Genomic DNA, 17440 nt, shown 5'->3' with positions numbered 1-17440 from the left:
AGGAACACCGGAGCGTATTTTACATACGTGAGGATGTGACTGAGTGAGCTGACGAAGAGATTCGAAACTTAGCGGAAGCCGAAAACTATTTGGCTCAGTAGCTCAGTTGGTAGAGCACGATGAATAAGCTTCATCGAGTAAACATCAGCGTACAGCTCGAGCATCTACTTGTTTCAGCTTCCTGAGAGCTGGACGATGGACTACAACATTCTACTTGTAGGATGCATACTAAATACGGCTCAGTAGCTCAGTTGGTAGAGCAATGGACTGAAAATCCATGTGTCGGCGGTTCGATTCCGTCCTGAGCCACCATTTATTTACTTGATGCCGGTGTAGCTCAACTGGTAGAGCAACTGACTTGTAATCAGTAGGTTGGGGGTTCAAGTCCTCTTGCCGGCACCAGTGAAGTGATGTAGATGGAGGGGTAGCGAAGTGGCTAAACGCGGCGGACTGTAAATCCGCTCCTTCGGGTTCGGCAGTTCGAATCTGCCCCCCTCCACCAAGATTTTTTACGAAGCGACAGCGGAGTAAAATAATCTTCCTTAAACCACGCGCAACGAAGTGGAGCATCATGACCTAGGCAATTAACGTAGCAGTAAAAAAATATATCTTATATCTTAGGGGTATAGTTTAACGGTAGAACGAAGGTCTCCAAAACCTTTGGTGTGGGTTCGATTCCTACTACCCCTGCCAATTTTATTACGGCGATTGTGGCGAAGTGGTTAACGCACCTGATTGTGGTTCAGGCATTCGTGGGTTCGATTCCCATCAGTCGCCCCATAAAAGTCACATTTTCATTTCCGTGACATATACTATCAGTGGGCTATAGCCAAGCGGTAAGGCATCGCACTTTGACTGCGACATGCGTTGGTTCGAATCCAGCTAGCCCAGTAGTGCGGAAGTAGTTCAGTGGTAGAACACCACCTTGCCAAGGTGGGGGTCGCGGGTTCGAATCCCGTCTTCCGCTCCAATATTAAGGCGGCATAGCCAAGTGGTAAGGCATGGGTCTGCAAAACCCTGATCACCGGTTCAAATCCGGTTGCCGCCTCCAAATGTAATGCCGGTGTGGCGGAATTGGCAGACGCGCACGACTCAAAATCGTGTTCCTCTGGAGTGCCGGTTCGATCCCGGCCACCGGTACCACATCGCGGGTGTAGTTTAGTGGTAAAACCTCAGCCTTCCAAGCTGATGATGAGGGTTCGATTCCCTTCACCCGCTCCAACTTACATACGACAGACTTTCTCTTTATGAGGAAGTCTTTTTTATTGTTTGAATTTAGCATTTTATTTTCAAAACCTCTTAATCATTTGCAAAACTAACCTCAACCCAAAATCCCCAACCTTCTCATGTACCCTCCACACCAAACAACAAAACCCATCTAGTCAAAATTTTTCACCTTCTTAGTCAATTGAGTTCCCCTATTAAAGAAAGCGCTGCCATTATAATAAAAGAAAGCGATTACACAGTTAGGGTGGTGATACGGGTGGAACCAAAGATTCAGACAGGACCGGTAAGCAGAGACGTACAAATGAAGCCAGCGACGAAGAAGAAGTTTAAGTATAAGAGCTTGCTGACGTATGCTGCCTTTGTAGGACCGGCACTTTTATTTTTCTTAGTGATTCAGATTCTTCCATTCTTGATGGGTGTGTATTATTCGTTTACCTCATGGAATGGTGTCAGCTCAGTTGTGGAGTGGGTTGGATTTGATAACTACAAAAAGATCTTCACAGATGATAAGACATTCTTCAATTCATTTATGTTCACCACGAAGTTCATGTTCGCTGCCGTGATTATCAGTAACTTGATAGGTTTCGGGTTTGCGCTGCTGTTGAATGCAGCGTTGAAGACCAGAAACATTCTCAGGACAGTGTTTTTTATTCCAAACGTAATTGGTGGATTGTTGCTCGGATTCATCTGGCAGTTCATCTTTGTGAAAGGCTTTGCTTCACTTGGCAATATGACGGATATCGGATTCTTTAAAATGCCGTGGCTCGGTGATGAGAAGACGGCTTTCTGGGGTATTGTCATCGTATTTGCATGGCAGATCTCTGGATACATGATGGTCATTTACGTAGCAGCGCTGCAAGGGGTGGACAACTCACTACTGGAAGCAGCGAAGATGGATGGAGCATCGAATTGGACGCTCCTGACGAAGATCATCATTCCATTGATACTACCGGCATTCACGATTTGTTTCTTCCTGACGATATCGATGGCTTTTAAGATATTCGATCTGAACATCTCGTTGACAGGCGGTGGGCCATTCAACTCTACACAGTCTGTAGCGATCAATATTTATCAGGAAGCATTCCAGAATAACCGTTATGGACTCGGGACGGCGAAATCGATTCTGTTCTTCGTGGTAGTGGCTGTCTTTACGACGGTTCAGGTGATGGTGACGAAGAAGAAGGAGGTTGAGGCATAATGAACAATCGATATACGAAGAGAACGTTTGTATTGGAGATCATCGGGATTGTCATCGGTCTCATCTTCCTTATCCCTTTCTACTTTGTACTGGTCAACTCGGTGAAACCATTCGCTGCAATCTTGATAGATGCGGCAGCGTGGCCTAAGGAATTTATGTTTTCCAACTATGCAAAAGTGTGGGAGGTCATCAATTTCCCCCGTGCTTTCTGGAATTCGTTGGTCATCACTGTTTTCAGTAATGTAGGATTGGTGATCATCAGCTCCATGGCGGCTTGGAAAATGGTCCGTACTCCAGGGAAATTCAGCAAGATACTATTCGTGATCTTTGTATCAGCAATGGTCATCCCGTTCCAGACGGTGATGATTCCCTTGATGAAGGTCGGGGGGACGCTGGGACTGACGAATAGCATTCCAGGATTGATCATCATGTATTTCGGATTCGGGGTTCCACTTTCCCTGTTCTTGTATCACGGGTTTGTGAAGACTGTCCCGATTGAAATCGAGGAATCAGCGATGATTGATGGCTGCAGTCAGTTTGGCGTGTTTTGGAGGATCGTCTTCCCGTTACTGAAGCCGATCACGGTTACCGTGATTATTTTGAACACACTGTGGATTTGGAATGATTATCTGCTTCCACTTCTCGTGTTACAGGACGCTGAACTGCGTACGATCCCACTTGCAGCCAGCTCATTCTTCGCTCAGTATACGAAGCAATGGGATATGGGTCTTGCTGCATTGGTGCTTGGCATTACACCGATCATCATCTTCTTCTTATTTTTGCAGAAGCATATCATCAAAGGCATTGCATCAGGTTCGATCAAGTAGATATAAAGTTTCTGTGGAGATGGTCTATCATTGATACAGAAATTTATATAAAATATTTTATATCAGGGAGGTCAATCCATTTATGAAACGTATTCTATTACTTTGTATGTCTTTGGTTTTAGTATTTGGCATTGTTGCCGGCTGTTCTTCTAAAGACAAAACAAACAGTTCAGGCGGGGATTCCGGTTCAGGTGAAGACGTTGTAACGTTGAATTTCTTCCAATTCAAGGTTGAAATTGCCGATCAGCTACAAGAAATGATCAAGGAATTTGAAGCGGAGCATCCGAACATTAAGATCAAACTTGAAACCGTTGGTGGAGGTGCCGATTACGGTGCAGCCCTTAAAGCGAAATTTGCATCTGGTGAAGAGCCGGATATTTTCAACAATGGTGGATTCAAAGAGTTAGAACTTTGGAAAGAGAAGCTTGCGGATCTTTCCGGTGAGCCATGGGTTGAGCATGTTCTTCCGATCGGTAAAGTGCCGATGACGGATGAGGACGGTAAGCTATATGGTATGCCTGTTAACTTAGAAGGGTATGGATTTGTCTATAACAAAGATTTATTTGAAAAAGCGGGCATCACTGAGCCCCCTAAAACGATTGATGAGCTAAAGGACGCAGCGAAGAAGCTTGAAGCGAAGAAAATCACTCCATTCTCAGCTGGTTACGGCGAGTGGTGGGTAATCGGGCAGCATTTACTGAACATTCCATTTGCACAGCAGGAAGATCCGGATAAGTTCATCGCTGGACTTTATGATGGGTCCGAGAAGATTGTAGGAAATGAAAAGTTCAAGCAGTTCAAAGAGGTGCTGGACACTGAGCTTAAATATGCAAACGATAATCCATTAACGACTGATTACAATACACAAGTTACGCTATTTGCCTCTGGTGAAACAGCGATGCTTCAACAAGGAAACTGGACGGAGAACATGATCACGGAAATCAATCCTGATATCAACATGGGCTTCCTTCCGATTCCGATCAGTAATGACGACAGCGCGGACCGCCTTCCTGTCGGAGTACCGAATAACTGGGTTCTGAACAAGAACTCTAAGCACCTTGAAGAAGCGAAAACATTCTTGGAGTGGATGGTGTCTTCTGAAACAGGTAAGCGTTATATCACGGAAGAATTTGCGTTCATCCCTGCATTTGATAATATCGAGCCGAATGGTCTTGGTGACCTTGGTCAGTCCATCCTGGATTACTCTAAGGATGAGAAAACGATTCCTTGGACTTGGTTCAAATGGCCGGATGGAGCGAACAAAGAATTCGCTGCGACGATCCAGGAATATGCAGCCGGAAAAATTGATTATGATACTGTACTTGAGCGATTCCAACAAACGTGGGATAACCTGAAGTAAACAGAATAATGGAAAGCATGTCTGCTTAAGGCATGCTTTCTATTTTATAAGTTAAGTAGGAATATTTCGAAAAAACACTTCATGAGCAGGGAGAAACACTTTATACTAAGGTATAAGTGAGACCTGGGAGGTCCGTCCCTCATGTTAAAGACAAGCATCCGGAATAAGTTGATTGTGCTCTTGTTGATTACGACGATTGTGCCTTTCGGCAGTTCGATCATCATTACATATTTGTATACGAAGGGTTCGATAGAGGAGCAGGTGGTGAAGGAGAGCAGTAATCTCCTTTATCAGGGGAAGGTGAATCTGGAGAGTTATATCAATGAACTCAACGGGTTGACGCTCTCCCTCTATAATAATCCTGATTTCATTAATTTCATGAGATCTCCAAGTAAGGAGAATAATTACTTGACGATCGGCATCGTGAAGAATATTGTGCAAACGATTCTCTACACAGGTGACACGATCAATGGGGTACGTATTTCTTTCGCGGATGGTGACCGGGTCATTTCCGCAACGAAACGCTCCACTGTTGTGTTTTCCAATCGAATAAAGGATTCTCAGTGGGAATACTTCAGAAAAGCAGAGCGCAGCCCCTATAACATGTACATCGAACCGACCTACAGCCAGGAAGAGGAGAATATTAACCGGTCCAAGGAGATCATCACGATTCACCGGGCATTCCGAAACGTTCCGGGAGATGAAGTGCTTGCATATATTTCCCTGGACATTTCACCCGATAAGATCATTGATTTAAGCAGGAATCTCTATAACCCCGAATCGGAAGAATTCTATTTATTATCTTCGGAAGGGGAGATGATATACAGCTCGGATCGCGACGTATCGGATGATGGGAACAACCAGAAATGGATCAAAAGGATAATGGATTCAAAGGATGTTTCAGGGACCCTTGAGTGGAAGGAAGATGCGTTCAACGGGGTGATGATGTACGATCAGCTCCCTGCTTCCGCCGGGGGATGGTTCCTGGTTAAAAGGGTATCGTATGGCAACCTTTATGAAAGCGCCTTTAGTGTGGCGAAGATCAATATTTTGTTCGGGGTCCTTGGACTGACCCTCGTGGTGCTGGCGACCCTGTTTGTTTCATTTAAAATTACGTCGCCGATCAGGATTTTGCTGACCAATATCCAACAGGTAGAGAAGGGGAATATGAAGGTTCAGGCCGAATCATTCGGTTCAGATGAAATCGGGATCCTCGGCTTCCGGTTTCAGCAGATGATCGAGCGGATCAACCATCTGATCAACCGGGAATATAAGCTGGAGCTTGAGAATAAAACGAATCAATTAAAGGTGCTGCAGTCTCAGATCAACCCCCATTTTCTCTATAATGCCCTGCAATCCATCGGTACGATTGCATTGAAGAACAAGGTACCGCAAATCTACTCCCTGATCACCCATCTATCTAAAATTATGAGATACGGGATGAATATGGAGGAGGATGTGGTTCCTCTGAACAAGGAAATCAATTATACGAACGCCTACCTCCTTTTGCAAAAAGAGCGTTTTGGCGAGAACCTTGAGTACAGTGTTGAAGTGGAGGATGAGTTGAAGGCGGTCCAGGTTCCGAAGATGATCCTGCAGCCCCTCATTGAAAACTACTTCAAGCATGGCTTCGACATCCGTGACGGGGTGGGGCGAATCGACCTTACCTGTTACCGGGAGGGAGAAGAACTGGTGATGACCGTCCGTGATAATGGAGTCGGCGTGACGGAAAGCAGACTCCGGGAAATCGAGGCTCACTTCAAGGCAGATGCATGGAATAAAACCGGGGATGAGACGAATATCGGACTGAAGAATGTGTATGTCCGCCTGAAGCTCTATTATGACCATCAGGCTACTTTAGAGCTTGGAAATCATGATGAAGGAGGCTTTATGGTCACCATGAGGCTGCCAATACGAATGGAAGGTGAGGCAAATGAAAGCAATCATCATTGACGACGAAAAGCATGTACGTGAAGGGTTACTTTTATTAGCAGAATGGGATAAGCACGGGATCCACACCATCCTGGAGGCAGAAGATGGGGATGAAGCCATCGAGTTGATCACGGAGCACAGGCCGGAGATCATTTTTACCGATATGCGGATGCCTAAGCGGGACGGGATCAACCTGTTAAGGTGGCTACATGCCACTGACCTTAAAAGCAAAACCATTGTTGTCAGCGGGTATGATGATTTCGAGTATATGAGAAATGCGATCTTCTACAAAAGCTTTGATTATATCCTGAAACCGATTGAACCGGATGTGCTGAATGAAACGCTGGATAAAGCGGTGAAGGAATGGAATGAACAGGCACGCTCAAGAAAGACCCAAGTCGAGGAAAACCGGGTGATGAATGAGGCAAAGCCCCTTTATTGGGATCGGTTATTCTCAAGTCTCTGTGCGAAGGCGTCGATTACCACGGAAATGAAAGAAAAAGTTGAAAATGAGTTTGGAATCGCCATTGCAAAGCTTGAGAAGACCGTCGCCCTCATCCCCATCAAGCCGATTGTGATGAAATCTTTTCAAGGAGACAGGGACCTTGCCTTTTTTACCCTCAGCAATATTTGCAATGAATTGCTGCGAAAGCAAAATGATGGGGTTTGCTTCCGGAATGGGAATAAGGAAGAGGAGCTTGTGATCCTCTTTTGGAATGAAAAAAATGTGACCTATCTGTTAGAGGAAATCCATTCATTGATCTATCAATATAGCAAACTCTACACGATCATTGCCCTCGGGGAGAAGTCCAGGAAAATAAACGAAGCATACGAATCGGCTTTACAGGTTTATCAGAAGCATCCCCTGGTTGATCAAAAGAAAATCGTCACACATAAAGATGTGAAAAGACAGCCCATGCTGCATTTATTGGATCACTCCAATGAACTGAAATGGGCGATCCGTTCGGGGAGCGGGGAGCAGGTTCAATCCCAGTTGGACGGGATATTCTCACGCCTTGAAACGGGTCATGGCCTTTCACTTGAGCAGCTGGAGGTATGGGAAAGTCAATTTGAGTTATTACGGAATAATTGGTTGAAAGAGTACGAGATTCAGCATCCGGAACCATTCTACAAGGGCCAGGATTATTGGAATGAAGATGGCTCGTTTTCGTTCAGGAAATTCAAGGAACAAAAGGCCAGGGAGTTCAGTGAATTGATTCATATCCTCTCAAAGTCAAAGTATCAGCGGGAAAAGAACAATATGCAGCAGATCGAAGAATATTTGCAGCAGCATTATCAGGAGGATATCAATCTTCAGGACATTGCCGACAGGTTCTACTTAAGCAGGGAATACATTTCCCGTAAGTTCAAGCAGGATCATGGATCGACCATCACGGACTACGTCACCAATATCCGCATGGAAAAGGCAAAAAAGCTCCTGGAGAATCCTTACTTGAAAATATACGAAGTCGCCTACGGTGTCGGCTATGGGAATGAAAAGTATTTCAGTAAAGTATTCAAAAAGCATGCCGGCGTCACACCGAATGAATACCGGCATGCTCAAACTTAATTTGGAGGTATTACAATGATAAACGTAACCGTATGGAATGAAAATCGTCATGAACAGAAAAATCCGAAAGTGAGAGAGGTATACCCTGAAGGAATCCATGGTGCCATTGCATCATTCCTCGGAGAAGCGTCCTACAATGTGAAAACCGCTACATTGGATGAGGGGGATCACGGATTGACAGAGGACGTGCTGGAGGGTACGGATGTACTGGTATGGTGGGGACATATCGCCCATGACGAAGTGAAGGATGAAGTGGTTGAACGGGTGAAGCAGCGTGTCCTCGATGGGATGGGCTTGATCGTCCTTCATTCCGGGCATTTTTCTAAAATCTTCAAAACGTTGATGGGTACGTCCTGTGATCTGAAGTGGCGTGAAGCCGATGAGAAGGAACGGATCTGGATCGTGGATCCCAGCCATCCGATTACAGCCGGTTTAGGGGAATACTTCGAACTGGAAAAGGAAGAAATGTACGGGGAGCATTTTGACATCCCGGCCCCTGATCAGCTTGTGATGGTGAGCTGGTTCGAAGGTGGGGAAGTGTTCAGGAGCGGCTGTACGTATCAGCGTGGTAACGGGAAAGTATTCTACTTCCGTCCTGGGCATGAAACATACCCGACCTATTACAATGAAGATGTACAGAAGGTCATTGTCAATGCGGTGAAATGGGCATCGCCTGTCGATCATGCCAGACCTGTATACGGCAATGCAAAGCCACTCGAAGAAATCAAAGGATCTAACTAAGGGAGGAAAAAATCATGAGTACATTAAAAATCGGGGTCATCGGATGTGGAAGCATCGCACAGCATCGTCATCTTCCGGAATATGAAAACAATGGAAATGTGGAAGTGGTAGCGGTGTGTGACATCGTGGAAGAACGGGCATGGAAAATCGCCGATGCAGTCGGAGCGAAAGCATATACCAATTATCGGGAACTGCTGGCGAACGCAGAAGTGGAAGCGGTGAGTGTGTGTACACCGAATTATCTGCATGCACCGATTTCCATCGATGCGCTGAACGCTGGGAAGCATGTTCTATGCGAAAAGCCCATGGCGACTTCAAGTGAAGAAGCGCAAAGCATGATCGATGCCGCTGCTAAAAACGGTAAAAAGCTGATGATCGCCCATAACCAGCGTTTTGTCCCTTCCCACCAAAAAGCGAAGCAGCTGATTGAGAGCGGGGAAGTGGGTAAAATCTACAGCTTCCGTTCCGCATTTGGTCACGGTGGTCCTGAAGGCTGGAGTGCTGACGGTAAGGACAGCTGGTTCTTCAAAAAGGATGAAGCATTCATCGGGGCCATGGGTGACCTGGGTGTTCACAAAACCGATCTCCTTCGTTACATCCTGGGAGAAGAGTTTTCAGAGGTCGGTGCCTTTGTTGAAACAAGTGCAAAGGAAAATGCCGATGTGGATGATACGGCAGTGTGCGTGTTGAAAACCCAAAGCGGTACAATCGGTACCTTGGCTGCAAGCTGGTCGTATGTTTCCAAAGAAGACAACTCTACGATCATTTATGGAGAGAAAGCGATTCTCCGCTTAGAGGATGATCCGGTGAGCTCACTTATCGTGCAATATGCGACGGGTGAAGTAGTGAAGTATGAGCTTGGCGGCATTCAGACAAATGATGAGGGCGGTCAGACGAATTCCCGGGTGATCGATCAATTTGTCGACAGTATCCTTCATGACACAGAGCCTCCTGTGACTGGTGAGGAAGGAATGAAATCTCTCGAGGTTGTATTATCTGCCCTGGAATCAAGTGAAACAAAACGGATCGTAAAATTGTAATAGAGGTGAATGCGAGCGATGACCAAACTTCGGATGGGAGTGATCGGCGTAGGGGGCATTGCCCAAACGCGCCACATCCCTACTTTTATAAAACTATCAGATTCTGTATCGATTGAAGCGATCAGTGATATCAATCCTGTCACTGCTCAAACCGTGGCAGAAACCTTTCACATTCCAAACGTGTTCAGTGACTATCGGGACATGTTCGGGCATGTGGATGCAGTGACGATATGTACACCGAATAAATTTCATGCGGAAATCACGCTTGCAGCCCTCAAAGCGGGGCTCCATGTGTTTTGTGAGAAACCGATGGCCATGACTCCTGAAGAATGTGAAGGGATGATCGAAGCGGCGGAACAGTCAGGGAAGGTTCTGGCGATCGCATACCATTATCGTTTCATGAAGGATTCACGTGCCGCAAAGCGCGTCATCCTGGAAGATGAAATTGGTGAACCAATGGTGGCCAGGGCAAGGGCGATCCGTCGCCGCAAAGTCCCTGGCTGGGGAGTGTTTACCAACAAGGAACTTCAAGGAGGCGGCAGCCTGATCGACTACGGATGTCACTTCCTCGATCTATCCCTATGGCTCCTAGGGAATCCGAAGCCGGTAGAAGTAACGGGAACGACGTACAATAAGCTTAGTAGAATGCCGGATCAGGTGAATCAGTGGGGAGACTTTGATAAAGAAAGTTTCGAAGTCGATGACCATGTAACGGCTTATATCAAGTTCGATAACGGTGCTTCCATGCTCTTTGAAACGTCCTGGTCTGCAAACGTCAAGAGCGATGAAGAAAGCATGAGCATCTCCGGTGAAACGGGGGGGATCGATCTATTCCCGTTCCAAATGAACCAGATGAAACACGGCATGCTCCTGAATAGTGAAGCGGATTGGATCCCGGGTGAAGATGATCCGAGTCTTCCACAAGCGGAAAACTTCATCAACAGCTGTCTCGGATTAGAGGAGCTGGTGGTAAAGCCGCAGGAAGCCATGCAAGTGTCTCAAATCATTGATGCCATCTATAAAAGCAGTGACACCGGACAAAGCATCACATTGAAATAGGAGGAACCACAAATGAAACTAGGCGTATTTACTGTATTATTTTCACAAAAAAATCTCGATGAAATGCTTGATTATGTAAAAGATGCCGGGCTTCACGCAGTCGAAATCGGCACGGGAGGATATCCCGGGAATACCCACTGTGACCTGGACGCCCTTTTAGAAAGTGAAGAAAAGAGAAACGAATACTTGGAGAAAGTTACATCCAGGGGCCTCGAGATCAGTGCCTTCAGTTGTCACGGAAATCCAATTTCGCCAGATGCCGCTTTTGCGGAAGAATCCCATGTGGCACTTCAGAAAACGATCAAGCTTGCCGGACTGATGAACGTACCTGTGGTGAACTGCTTCTCAGGAACAGCCGGTGACCATGAAGGAGCCAAGCATCCGAACTGGCCTGTATCCCCTTGGCCGAATGAATACGGAGATATCCTGAAATGGCAATGGGAAGAGAAATTGATTCCGTATTGGAAAGAGATCGGGAAGCTGGCAGAGGATCATAACGTGAAGATCGGTCTCGAGCTCCACGGAGGATTCCTTGTACATACTCCTTATACGTTATTGAAGCTTCGTGAAGAAACATGTGATGCGATCGGTGCAAACCTTGATCCCAGTCACCTGTGGTGGCAGGGAATCGATCCGGTTGCCGCGATCAAGATCCTGGGGAAAGAAAATGCGATTCACCATTTTCATGCGAAAGATACGTATATCGATCAGGATAACGTCAATATGTACGGTCTGACGGATATGCAGCCATACGGCAGCATCCAGACAAGAGCGTGGTCCTTCCGTTCGGTGGGCTGTGGACACAGCTTGCAGGAATGGTCCGATATGATGAGTGCGCTTCGCACATTCGGCTACGATTATGTGGTAAGCATCGAGCACGAGGACCCGATCATGTCGATCGAAGAAGGATTCGGACGTGCCGTGAAGAATCTGAAGTCGATCTTGATTGAGGAACAGCCGTCGGATATGTGGTGGGTGTAGGTTTGAAGCGGAGGGTCCCATTATGGGGCCCTCTTTTTTTGTAAGGTAGTGACACGATAATGATGGTCACAAATAGGTGGTGTTTAATTTACATTTAATGTAAATAGGCTGGATTATTTACGGAAACGGCCGGATTTTCACAAGAAACGGCGGGATTAACCTTGATTCCGGCTGGATTATCGGAAAAATCGGCCGGATTATCGTGAATTTCGGCTGGATTAATGCCGGCCTCAACCGAAATCGGGCTGCCTTTCCACGAGCCAAGGAAGGGATTCACACACTAGTAAGGGTTTAATCCCGAAACCTGATTAAAACGACAAAAAAAGAATCCCCGTTACCAGAGATTCTCCCCTACACTATGCTCCAACCACCTCAAACGAACCCTCTCCACCATGAATCCCAATGAACATATCCATCAATGATTTCGTCAATTTCTCACTTTCCTCTATAGATAGGGAGGGCTTCAAGAAAATGATCTGAACGGCATTCTTGGTTTGTTCCCCGACCGGTGCACGATCTGAGTCGACGAATGGACTTCCGAAAGGTCCGTCCCCGTCACAGGCGACGATGAGATTTTCAAGGGAGTTTTCCCTGCCGTTGAGTCCGGTGTAGGTTTGTCCTGTTTCCCCTACTTTTAACTCGATGCTATCCCCCTTGAGATCAGCACAGTCGTATATACCGATGGGCACTTCGTATTGAAGGGAGAAGAAGTTGTTGAGATCGATGGCCGAATTGATCGTAGTCAGGTAGTTTTGTTTCTTGACCCTGCGGAAAAGGGCTTCAGCTGAATGGCGGTAGCGATTGGGATCTTTCCCGGTCCTCTTGAATATATCCCTCCACGCGGCGATCCCTTCCAGTTCTGTCACGCTTTTATCATGAAGATCAAAGAAGATGGATTCCTGAAACAGCTGAAGTCTGCCTTTCAGCATTTGAGGGGAAGAGCCGACTTCGATATGATGATATTGAATGAATCCCACTTTGAAATCGGGGATTTTGCTTGTAATCGATGAATCAATCGTGATTTCCACTTATTTTCCCTCCACATTTGTTTTAAAATAGTTTATCATAATACTCATTGCTATTTCACGTGAGCTTAATTGTACGAGTTAGGTTTGCTTAACCTTTGTTGCTTTACAAAGAGCGCATAGTTGTTGATTTCCGCTCCAGGTGCTCGCTTTCCGCGGGGCGTGAGTTGAGCCTCCTCGGGCTTTTGCCCTGTGGGGTCTTTAACTTTCCCGCTATTCCCGCAGGAGTCGAGCACCTTCCGCTCCAATCTATAAAGATGAATTCTTAAAATAGACTTATTAAATACAATTTGTGAAAACCTGTAAAAAACTTATCGGTGGAGAGGTGAACTGTGCGTAGACACCTATGGAAAACCGGGCGTGCCGAGAATCTGGAAGTGAAGTGTGCCGAGGAAGTTCGGTCTAACGCTAGCTGCAAGCTAAGCAATTTCCCTCCCACAGCCTATACTGGTGGACAAAGTTTTGTCAGACTTGAACATTAAGTTAACAATCTTTTAGAAAAGTTCCAAAATATAAGTATAAAGAAAGGAGGAAAGGGCCATGGATATGGATCAGTTAAAGCAGGATATCATTGGGTACAGCAGGGAGATCGGGATCGATAAGATCGGATTTACAACGGCGGATACGTTCTCTGAAATGAAGAACAGGCTCCTGCGTCAGGAAATGCTTGGGTATCAATCCGGTTTTGAGGAAAAGGACATTGAGAAGCGGGTGGATCCTTCTTTGATATTTGATCAGCCGAAATCGATCATCGCCATTGCTCTTGCCTACCCTTCCAAGATGAAGAATGCCCCTCAAAGCAAACGGGGGGAGAGACGGGGGATCTTCTGCAGGGCATCATGGGGAACGGATTATCACCATGTGCTTAGGGATCGTCTTTCAAAGCTTGAGGAATATATCGTATCGAGAGTCCCCCAGGCACGTTTTAAATCCATGGTGGATACGGGTGAACTCGTGGACCGTGCCGTGGCGGAGCGTGCCGGGATTGGCTGGAGCGGAAAGAATTGTTCGGTCATTACTCCTGAATTCGGATCTTACGTGTATCTAGGGGAAATGGTGACGAATCTTCCTTTTTCCCCGGATACTCCGATGGAAGACCAGTGTGGGACATGCAATAAATGTGTGGATGTGTGTCCGACTGGAGCACTGATCGAAGGCGGGCAGCTGGATGCTCAGAAATGCATTGCCTTTCTGACGCAAACCAAGGGGTTCCTGGCGGATGAATATCGGGTGAAGCTCGGCAACCGTCTGTACGGATGTGATACCTGTCAAACCGTTTGCCCTGAAAATAAGGGAATGGACTTTCACTTTCACGAAGAGATGGAGCCAGATCCGGAGATTGCGAAGCCGCTCTTAAAACCGCTTTTAACGATCAGTAACCGAGAGTTCAAAGAAAAGTACGGTCATGTATCCGGGTCATGGAGGGGAAAAAAGCCGATCCAGCGAAATGCAATCATAGCCCTTGCTCATTATAAGGATATAACAGCTGTCGAAGATCTCATTGACGTGATGAAAAAAGATGTGCGGCCGGTCATCCGCGGCACATCAGCCTGGGCCCTCGGCAAAATCGGGGGGACTGAGTCACAACAGGCATTATTGAAACAGCAGTCAGTCGAAACGGATGAAGATGTATTAAACGAAATTCAAAAAGGCCTTGACCTTATAACCAAATAGTTCAAAAGGATAAACTCATCATTTTCCCTCGAGTTTATCCTTTTTTGTTTTGAACAGTATGACGGGAGCATAACAATTAGTGAGGAGGGAAGCCGATGATCAGAAAGCTGTTAATGGAAAAAGTCCATCATGTAATCGATGAATATACTTCTCGCAGTCAGAGCGATTATCACAGTGATAAAGTGAGAAGGAAAAAAGAGTCCTGTCAGGAGCGCCGCGCAGAAATCGTGAAGGTGGATGCAACCGGAAAAGTTCTCTGTATCACACAGGAAAGCAATGAGACTCAAACCATTTTATATGATGTTCACTATAAATATCTCATCAAGCAGGGAGCCCTTCTCTATTTGGAAGAGGAAGTGGAGAATCGAAGGGCCGTCTTTTACAGAGATAAAATCTATGAAGATGGCGAAATCCAGATTCAGAGGGAAGAGAGCGTGGAACAGGAAGAGCCGGTCACCCATGAGGAAGAAAGGGTGACGTACCGATATGACAGACTAAGTGCCGTTCAATATGCCGAACGATGGTGGAACAGTTATAACCCGGCATACAGGAAGTTTGAGAATGACTGTACGAATTATATTTCACAGTGCCTTCATGCCGGTGATGCGCCGATGCGGGGTTATCCGACGAAGGGGAAGGGGTGGTGGATGAGGAATCAGAGCTGGAGCTACAGCTGGACCGTGGCCAATTCCTTGAGGTGGTATATCCCGAATTCGACGATCGGTCTCCGTGGGAAGCTTGTGGATGACCCGAAAGAATTAAAACTCGGTGATGTGATTTGCTATGACTTCGAAGGGGATGGCCGCTTTGACCATACGACCATCGTGACCGGAAAGGATGCGGCGGGAGAGCCCCTCGTGAATGCCCATACGTTCAATAGCAGAATGAGATATTGGAAGTACGAAGACTCCACTGCCTATACGCCGAATATCAAATATCGATTTTTTACGATAGTAGATGACCGCTAAGTCTTGTTCTATGGGGGAGACATGGTATAATGTCACTTAGAGTTTTATGAATGAGGTGACATTGACATGGGAGTACATGTTGTATTATATCAACCAGAAATCCCTGCAAACACAGGGAATATCGCAAGGACGTGTGCAGCGACCGACACAACCCTGCACTTGATCCGCCCACTCGGATTCTCGACAGACGATAAAATGTTGAAGCGAGCCGGCCTTGATTATTGGCAGTTTGTCAACATCGTTTATTATGATTCCCTTGACGAGTTCTTCCAGAAGAATGAAGGCGGAGAATTCTTTTACCTAACAAAATACGGAAAGATCCCTCACACGGATTTCGACTATAGTGTGGAAGAAAAGGACTATTTCTTCATCTTCGGACGGGAAACATCCGGGCTTCCGGACGAGGTCATCCAGAACAATCTGGACCGTGCCCTCCGCATCCCTATGAACGGAAATGTCCGTTCGCTGAATCTTTCCAACACGGCTGCGATCCTCATCTACGAGGCATTAAGACAGAGGAATTATCCGGGACTTTCATAAAAAAGCAGGAATGAGAATCAAATGATTTTCATTCCTTTTTTTATTTGGCTTATACTAAGAGGATAGTGAGAAGGGAGAGATTACATAATGAATGAAACCATTGAAAACATCCTGAAGCATCGATCCATTCGCGAATTCAAAAATGAACCATTGACTGATGAGCAAATCCGGACGATTGTCACAAGTGCTCAGGCAGCGAGTACATCGAGTTACATCCAGGCCTATACGATCATCGGGGTAAAAGACCCTGTGAAAAAGAAGAAGCTTGCAGAGCTTGCCGGGAATCAAAAATATGTAGAAGAAAACGGTCATTTTTTCGTATTCTGCGCTGATCTGTACCGCCATGAAAAAATCGGGGAGTGGGAAGAAGCCGACGTGACCCCAGCACTGGAGAGCACGGAAAAATTCATGGTGGCACTCATCGACGCTTCATTGGCTGCCCAGAATGCATCCATTGCTGCTGAATCCATGGGGCTCGGGATCTGCTATATAGGCGGGATCCGGAATGATCTGGATTCTGTGAGTGAAGTGCTGGGACTGCCTGAGCGTGTCATTCCTTTATTCGGGCTTGCTGTCGGTATCCCGGAGAATCATTCGGATATCAAGCCAAGGCTTCCATTGGAATCGGTTTATCATGAGGATTCCTACAATCGGGATGAAGCTGCCATGAAAGAAGGGCTTGTCCGCTACGATGAAACCATTTCAGCCTACTATCATGCTCGTACGGCCGGGAAACGGTCGGATCGCTGGACCGGTCAGATGGCAAAGATGCTGTCGGGTAAAAAGCGGATGTATATGAAGGAGTTTGTAGAGAAGAAAGGGTTTAATAAAAGGTAAGATGAGTGAAAATGCCCATCTGAATCAAAAAAAGAACTGAGCTCCTAGGAGGTCAGTTCTTTTTTTCGCTTTAGCCGTCGCCTCAGGGCGAGCCGCTTCCGCTTTAGTTACATCCAGCTCCGGCGGCTAGAGGCTCGAGGTCATAAGTTAAACCTGCCAAAAAGGCAAAGAACGCCTTTCCGGCAGGTTCATCTTATGCTTGTCGCCTCTGAACGAGCCGCCTGCGCTTTAGTTTGAGCCCGGTTTATCGTTATATCCAGCAGTGAAAATCGCTACTAAGAATGTTAAAGATACACCTATGATCATTACAGTACCCATGTTTGGTAACCTCCCCGTTTCACTTATTCCACAGTCTGTCTTTAGTATAGCCTATTTTTAATTTGATGTGAATCAAAGTTGGATTTTTTTTGCTGTTTTGTGAAAGTTTGAAGGTCGGGAAAGAAAGCGTTTAATTAAATTGC

At 46.2% G+C, this 17440-nt stretch carries 14 protein-coding genes and 10 tRNA genes; 23 read left to right on the top strand and 1 reads right to left on the bottom strand.

All coding sequences use genetic code 11. The features are described from left to right. Positions 1–236 precede the first annotated feature (236 nt). From CN378_RS03975 to CN378_RS03885, 19 genes are all read left to right on the top strand, one after another. Positions 237–312, top strand: a tRNA-Phe gene (locus CN378_RS03975). A gap of 14 nt (positions 313–326) precedes the next feature. Then, positions 327–402: transfer RNA gene (locus tag CN378_RS03970), tRNA-Thr, on the top strand. A gap of 16 nt (positions 403–418) precedes the next feature. Further along, a tRNA-Tyr gene (locus CN378_RS03965) sits at positions 419–502 on the top strand. A gap of 117 nt (positions 503–619) precedes the next feature. Then, positions 620–693, top strand: a tRNA-Trp gene (locus CN378_RS03960). 11 nt (positions 694–704) lie between these two features. Then, a tRNA-His gene (locus tag CN378_RS03955) sits at positions 705–780 on the top strand. A gap of 39 nt (positions 781–819) precedes the next feature. Continuing rightward, positions 820–891, top strand: a tRNA-Gln gene (locus CN378_RS03950). Between the two features lie 4 nt (positions 892–895). Further along, positions 896–970, top strand: a tRNA-Gly gene (locus tag CN378_RS03945). Between the two features lie 7 nt (positions 971–977). Then, positions 978–1051 (top strand) — tRNA-Cys (locus CN378_RS03940). Positions 1052–1059: 8 nt separating this feature from the next. Then, positions 1060–1143 (top strand) — tRNA-Leu (locus CN378_RS03935). Between the two features lie 4 nt (positions 1144–1147). Further along, positions 1148–1221: transfer RNA gene (locus CN378_RS03930), tRNA-Gly, on the top strand. A 307-nt stretch (positions 1222–1528) separates the two neighbouring features. Next, positions 1529–2425 carry a carbohydrate ABC transporter permease gene (locus CN378_RS03925; protein WP_257140987.1) on the top strand — a complete coding sequence of 299 codons (897 nt, stop codon included), beginning with the start codon at positions 1529–1531 and terminating at the stop codon, positions 2423–2425. Continuing rightward, positions 2425–3252 carry a carbohydrate ABC transporter permease gene (locus CN378_RS03920; RefSeq protein WP_098350634.1) on the top strand — a complete coding sequence of 276 codons (828 nt, stop codon included), beginning with the start codon at positions 2425–2427 and terminating at the stop codon, positions 3250–3252. Before CN378_RS03925 ends, CN378_RS03920 begins: the two co-directional genes overlap by 1 nt. Before the next feature lie 82 nt (positions 3253–3334). Further along, on the top strand, positions 3335–4612 hold the full coding sequence (locus CN378_RS03915; RefSeq protein ID WP_098350633.1) for an ABC transporter substrate-binding protein: 1278 nt from the start codon (positions 3335–3337) through the stop codon (positions 4610–4612). Positions 4613–4753: 141 nt separating this feature from the next. After that, complete coding sequence (locus CN378_RS03910; protein ID WP_098350632.1) at positions 4754–6565, top strand: sensor histidine kinase; 1812 nt, start codon at positions 4754–4756, stop codon at positions 6563–6565. Further along, positions 6546–8114 carry a response regulator transcription factor gene (locus tag CN378_RS03905; protein ID WP_098350631.1) on the top strand — a complete coding sequence of 523 codons (1569 nt, stop codon included), beginning with the start codon at positions 6546–6548 and terminating at the stop codon, positions 8112–8114. Before CN378_RS03910 ends, CN378_RS03905 begins: the two co-directional genes overlap by 20 nt. 15 nt (positions 8115–8129) lie before the next feature. Continuing rightward, a complete protein-coding gene (locus CN378_RS03900) occupies positions 8130–8855 on the top strand; it encodes a ThuA domain-containing protein (protein WP_098350630.1) in 726 nt (241 codons plus the stop codon). A 14-nt stretch (positions 8856–8869) separates the two neighbouring features. Beyond that, a complete protein-coding gene (locus CN378_RS03895; protein ID WP_098350629.1) occupies positions 8870–9895 on the top strand; it encodes a Gfo/Idh/MocA family protein in 1026 nt (341 codons plus the stop codon). Between the two features lie 18 nt (positions 9896–9913). Continuing rightward, the gene (locus CN378_RS03890; protein ID WP_098350628.1) at positions 9914–10954 is read left to right on the top strand and encodes a Gfo/Idh/MocA family protein; all 1041 of its coding nucleotides are present in this window, start codon (positions 9914–9916) and stop codon (positions 10952–10954) included. A gap of 12 nt (positions 10955–10966) precedes the next feature. Beyond that, on the top strand, positions 10967–11935 hold the full coding sequence (locus CN378_RS03885; RefSeq protein ID WP_098350627.1) for a sugar phosphate isomerase/epimerase family protein: 969 nt from the start codon (positions 10967–10969) through the stop codon (positions 11933–11935). 356 nt (positions 11936–12291) lie between these two features. Here CN378_RS03885 and CN378_RS03880 read toward each other — a convergent pair whose 3' ends face one another. Further along, the gene (locus tag CN378_RS03880; protein ID WP_098350626.1) at positions 12292–12963 is read right to left on the bottom strand and encodes a B3/B4 domain-containing protein; all 672 of its coding nucleotides are present in this window, start codon (positions 12961–12963) and stop codon (positions 12292–12294) included. Positions 12964–13500: 537 nt separating this feature from the next. Here CN378_RS03880 and queG point away from each other — a divergent pair. The 4 genes from queG (at position 13501) to nfsA (ending at position 16979) form a co-directional block, all read left to right on the top strand. After that, complete coding sequence (gene queG / locus CN378_RS03875) at positions 13501–14634, top strand: tRNA epoxyqueuosine(34) reductase QueG (protein ID WP_098350625.1); 1134 nt, start codon at positions 13501–13503, stop codon at positions 14632–14634. Positions 14635–14732: 98 nt separating this feature from the next. After that, a complete protein-coding gene (locus CN378_RS03870; protein WP_483295049.1) occupies positions 14733–15602 on the top strand; it encodes an amidase domain-containing protein in 870 nt (289 codons plus the stop codon). A gap of 66 nt (positions 15603–15668) precedes the next feature. Beyond that, positions 15669–16142 (top strand): tRNA (uridine(34)/cytosine(34)/5-carboxymethylaminomethyluridine(34)-2'-O)-methyltransferase TrmL, encoded by a 474-nt coding sequence (gene trmL, locus CN378_RS03865; RefSeq protein ID WP_098350624.1) that lies wholly within the window; start codon positions 15669–15671, stop codon positions 16140–16142. Between the two features lie 87 nt (positions 16143–16229). Then, positions 16230–16979 (top strand): oxygen-insensitive NADPH nitroreductase, encoded by a 750-nt coding sequence (gene nfsA, locus CN378_RS03860; protein ID WP_098350623.1) that lies wholly within the window; start codon positions 16230–16232, stop codon positions 16977–16979. Positions 16980–17440 lie beyond the last annotated feature (461 nt).

This window comes from Bacillus sp. AFS015802 (assembly GCF_002561455.1).
Lineage (GTDB): Bacteria > Bacillota > Bacilli > Bacillales > Bacillaceae_B > Rossellomorea.
The sequence above is the reverse complement of the archived record's forward strand: the minus strand, read 5'-3'. Positions and strand labels throughout refer to the sequence as shown.

Excerpts from the sequence above, each read along its gene's own strand:
- trmL (WP_098350624.1), top strand. The coding sequence starts at position 15,669 with ATGGGAGTACATGTTGTATTATATCAACCAGAAATCCCTGCAAACACA.
- CN378_RS03905 (WP_098350631.1), top strand. The coding sequence starts at position 6,546 with ATGAAAGCAATCATCATTGACGACGAAAAGCATGTACGTGAAGGGTTA.
- CN378_RS03900 (WP_098350630.1), top strand. The coding sequence starts at position 8,130 with ATGATAAACGTAACCGTATGGAATGAAAATCGTCATGAACAGAAAAAT.
- CN378_RS03925 (WP_257140987.1), top strand. The coding sequence starts at position 1,529 with ATGAAGCCAGCGACGAAGAAGAAGTTTAAGTATAAGAGCTTGCTGACG.
- CN378_RS03885 (WP_098350627.1), top strand. The coding sequence starts at position 10,967 with ATGAAACTAGGCGTATTTACTGTATTATTTTCACAAAAAAATCTCGAT.
- CN378_RS03920 (WP_098350634.1), top strand. The coding sequence starts at position 2,425 with ATGAACAATCGATATACGAAGAGAACGTTTGTATTGGAGATCATCGGG.
- queG (WP_098350625.1), top strand. The coding sequence starts at position 13,501 with ATGGATATGGATCAGTTAAAGCAGGATATCATTGGGTACAGCAGGGAG.
- CN378_RS03915 (WP_098350633.1), top strand. The coding sequence starts at position 3,335 with ATGAAACGTATTCTATTACTTTGTATGTCTTTGGTTTTAGTATTTGGC.
- CN378_RS03895 (WP_098350629.1), top strand. The coding sequence starts at position 8,870 with ATGAGTACATTAAAAATCGGGGTCATCGGATGTGGAAGCATCGCACAG.
- nfsA (WP_098350623.1), top strand. The coding sequence starts at position 16,230 with ATGAATGAAACCATTGAAAACATCCTGAAGCATCGATCCATTCGCGAA.
- CN378_RS03910 (WP_098350632.1), top strand. The coding sequence starts at position 4,754 with ATGTTAAAGACAAGCATCCGGAATAAGTTGATTGTGCTCTTGTTGATT.
- CN378_RS03890 (WP_098350628.1), top strand. The coding sequence starts at position 9,914 with ATGACCAAACTTCGGATGGGAGTGATCGGCGTAGGGGGCATTGCCCAA.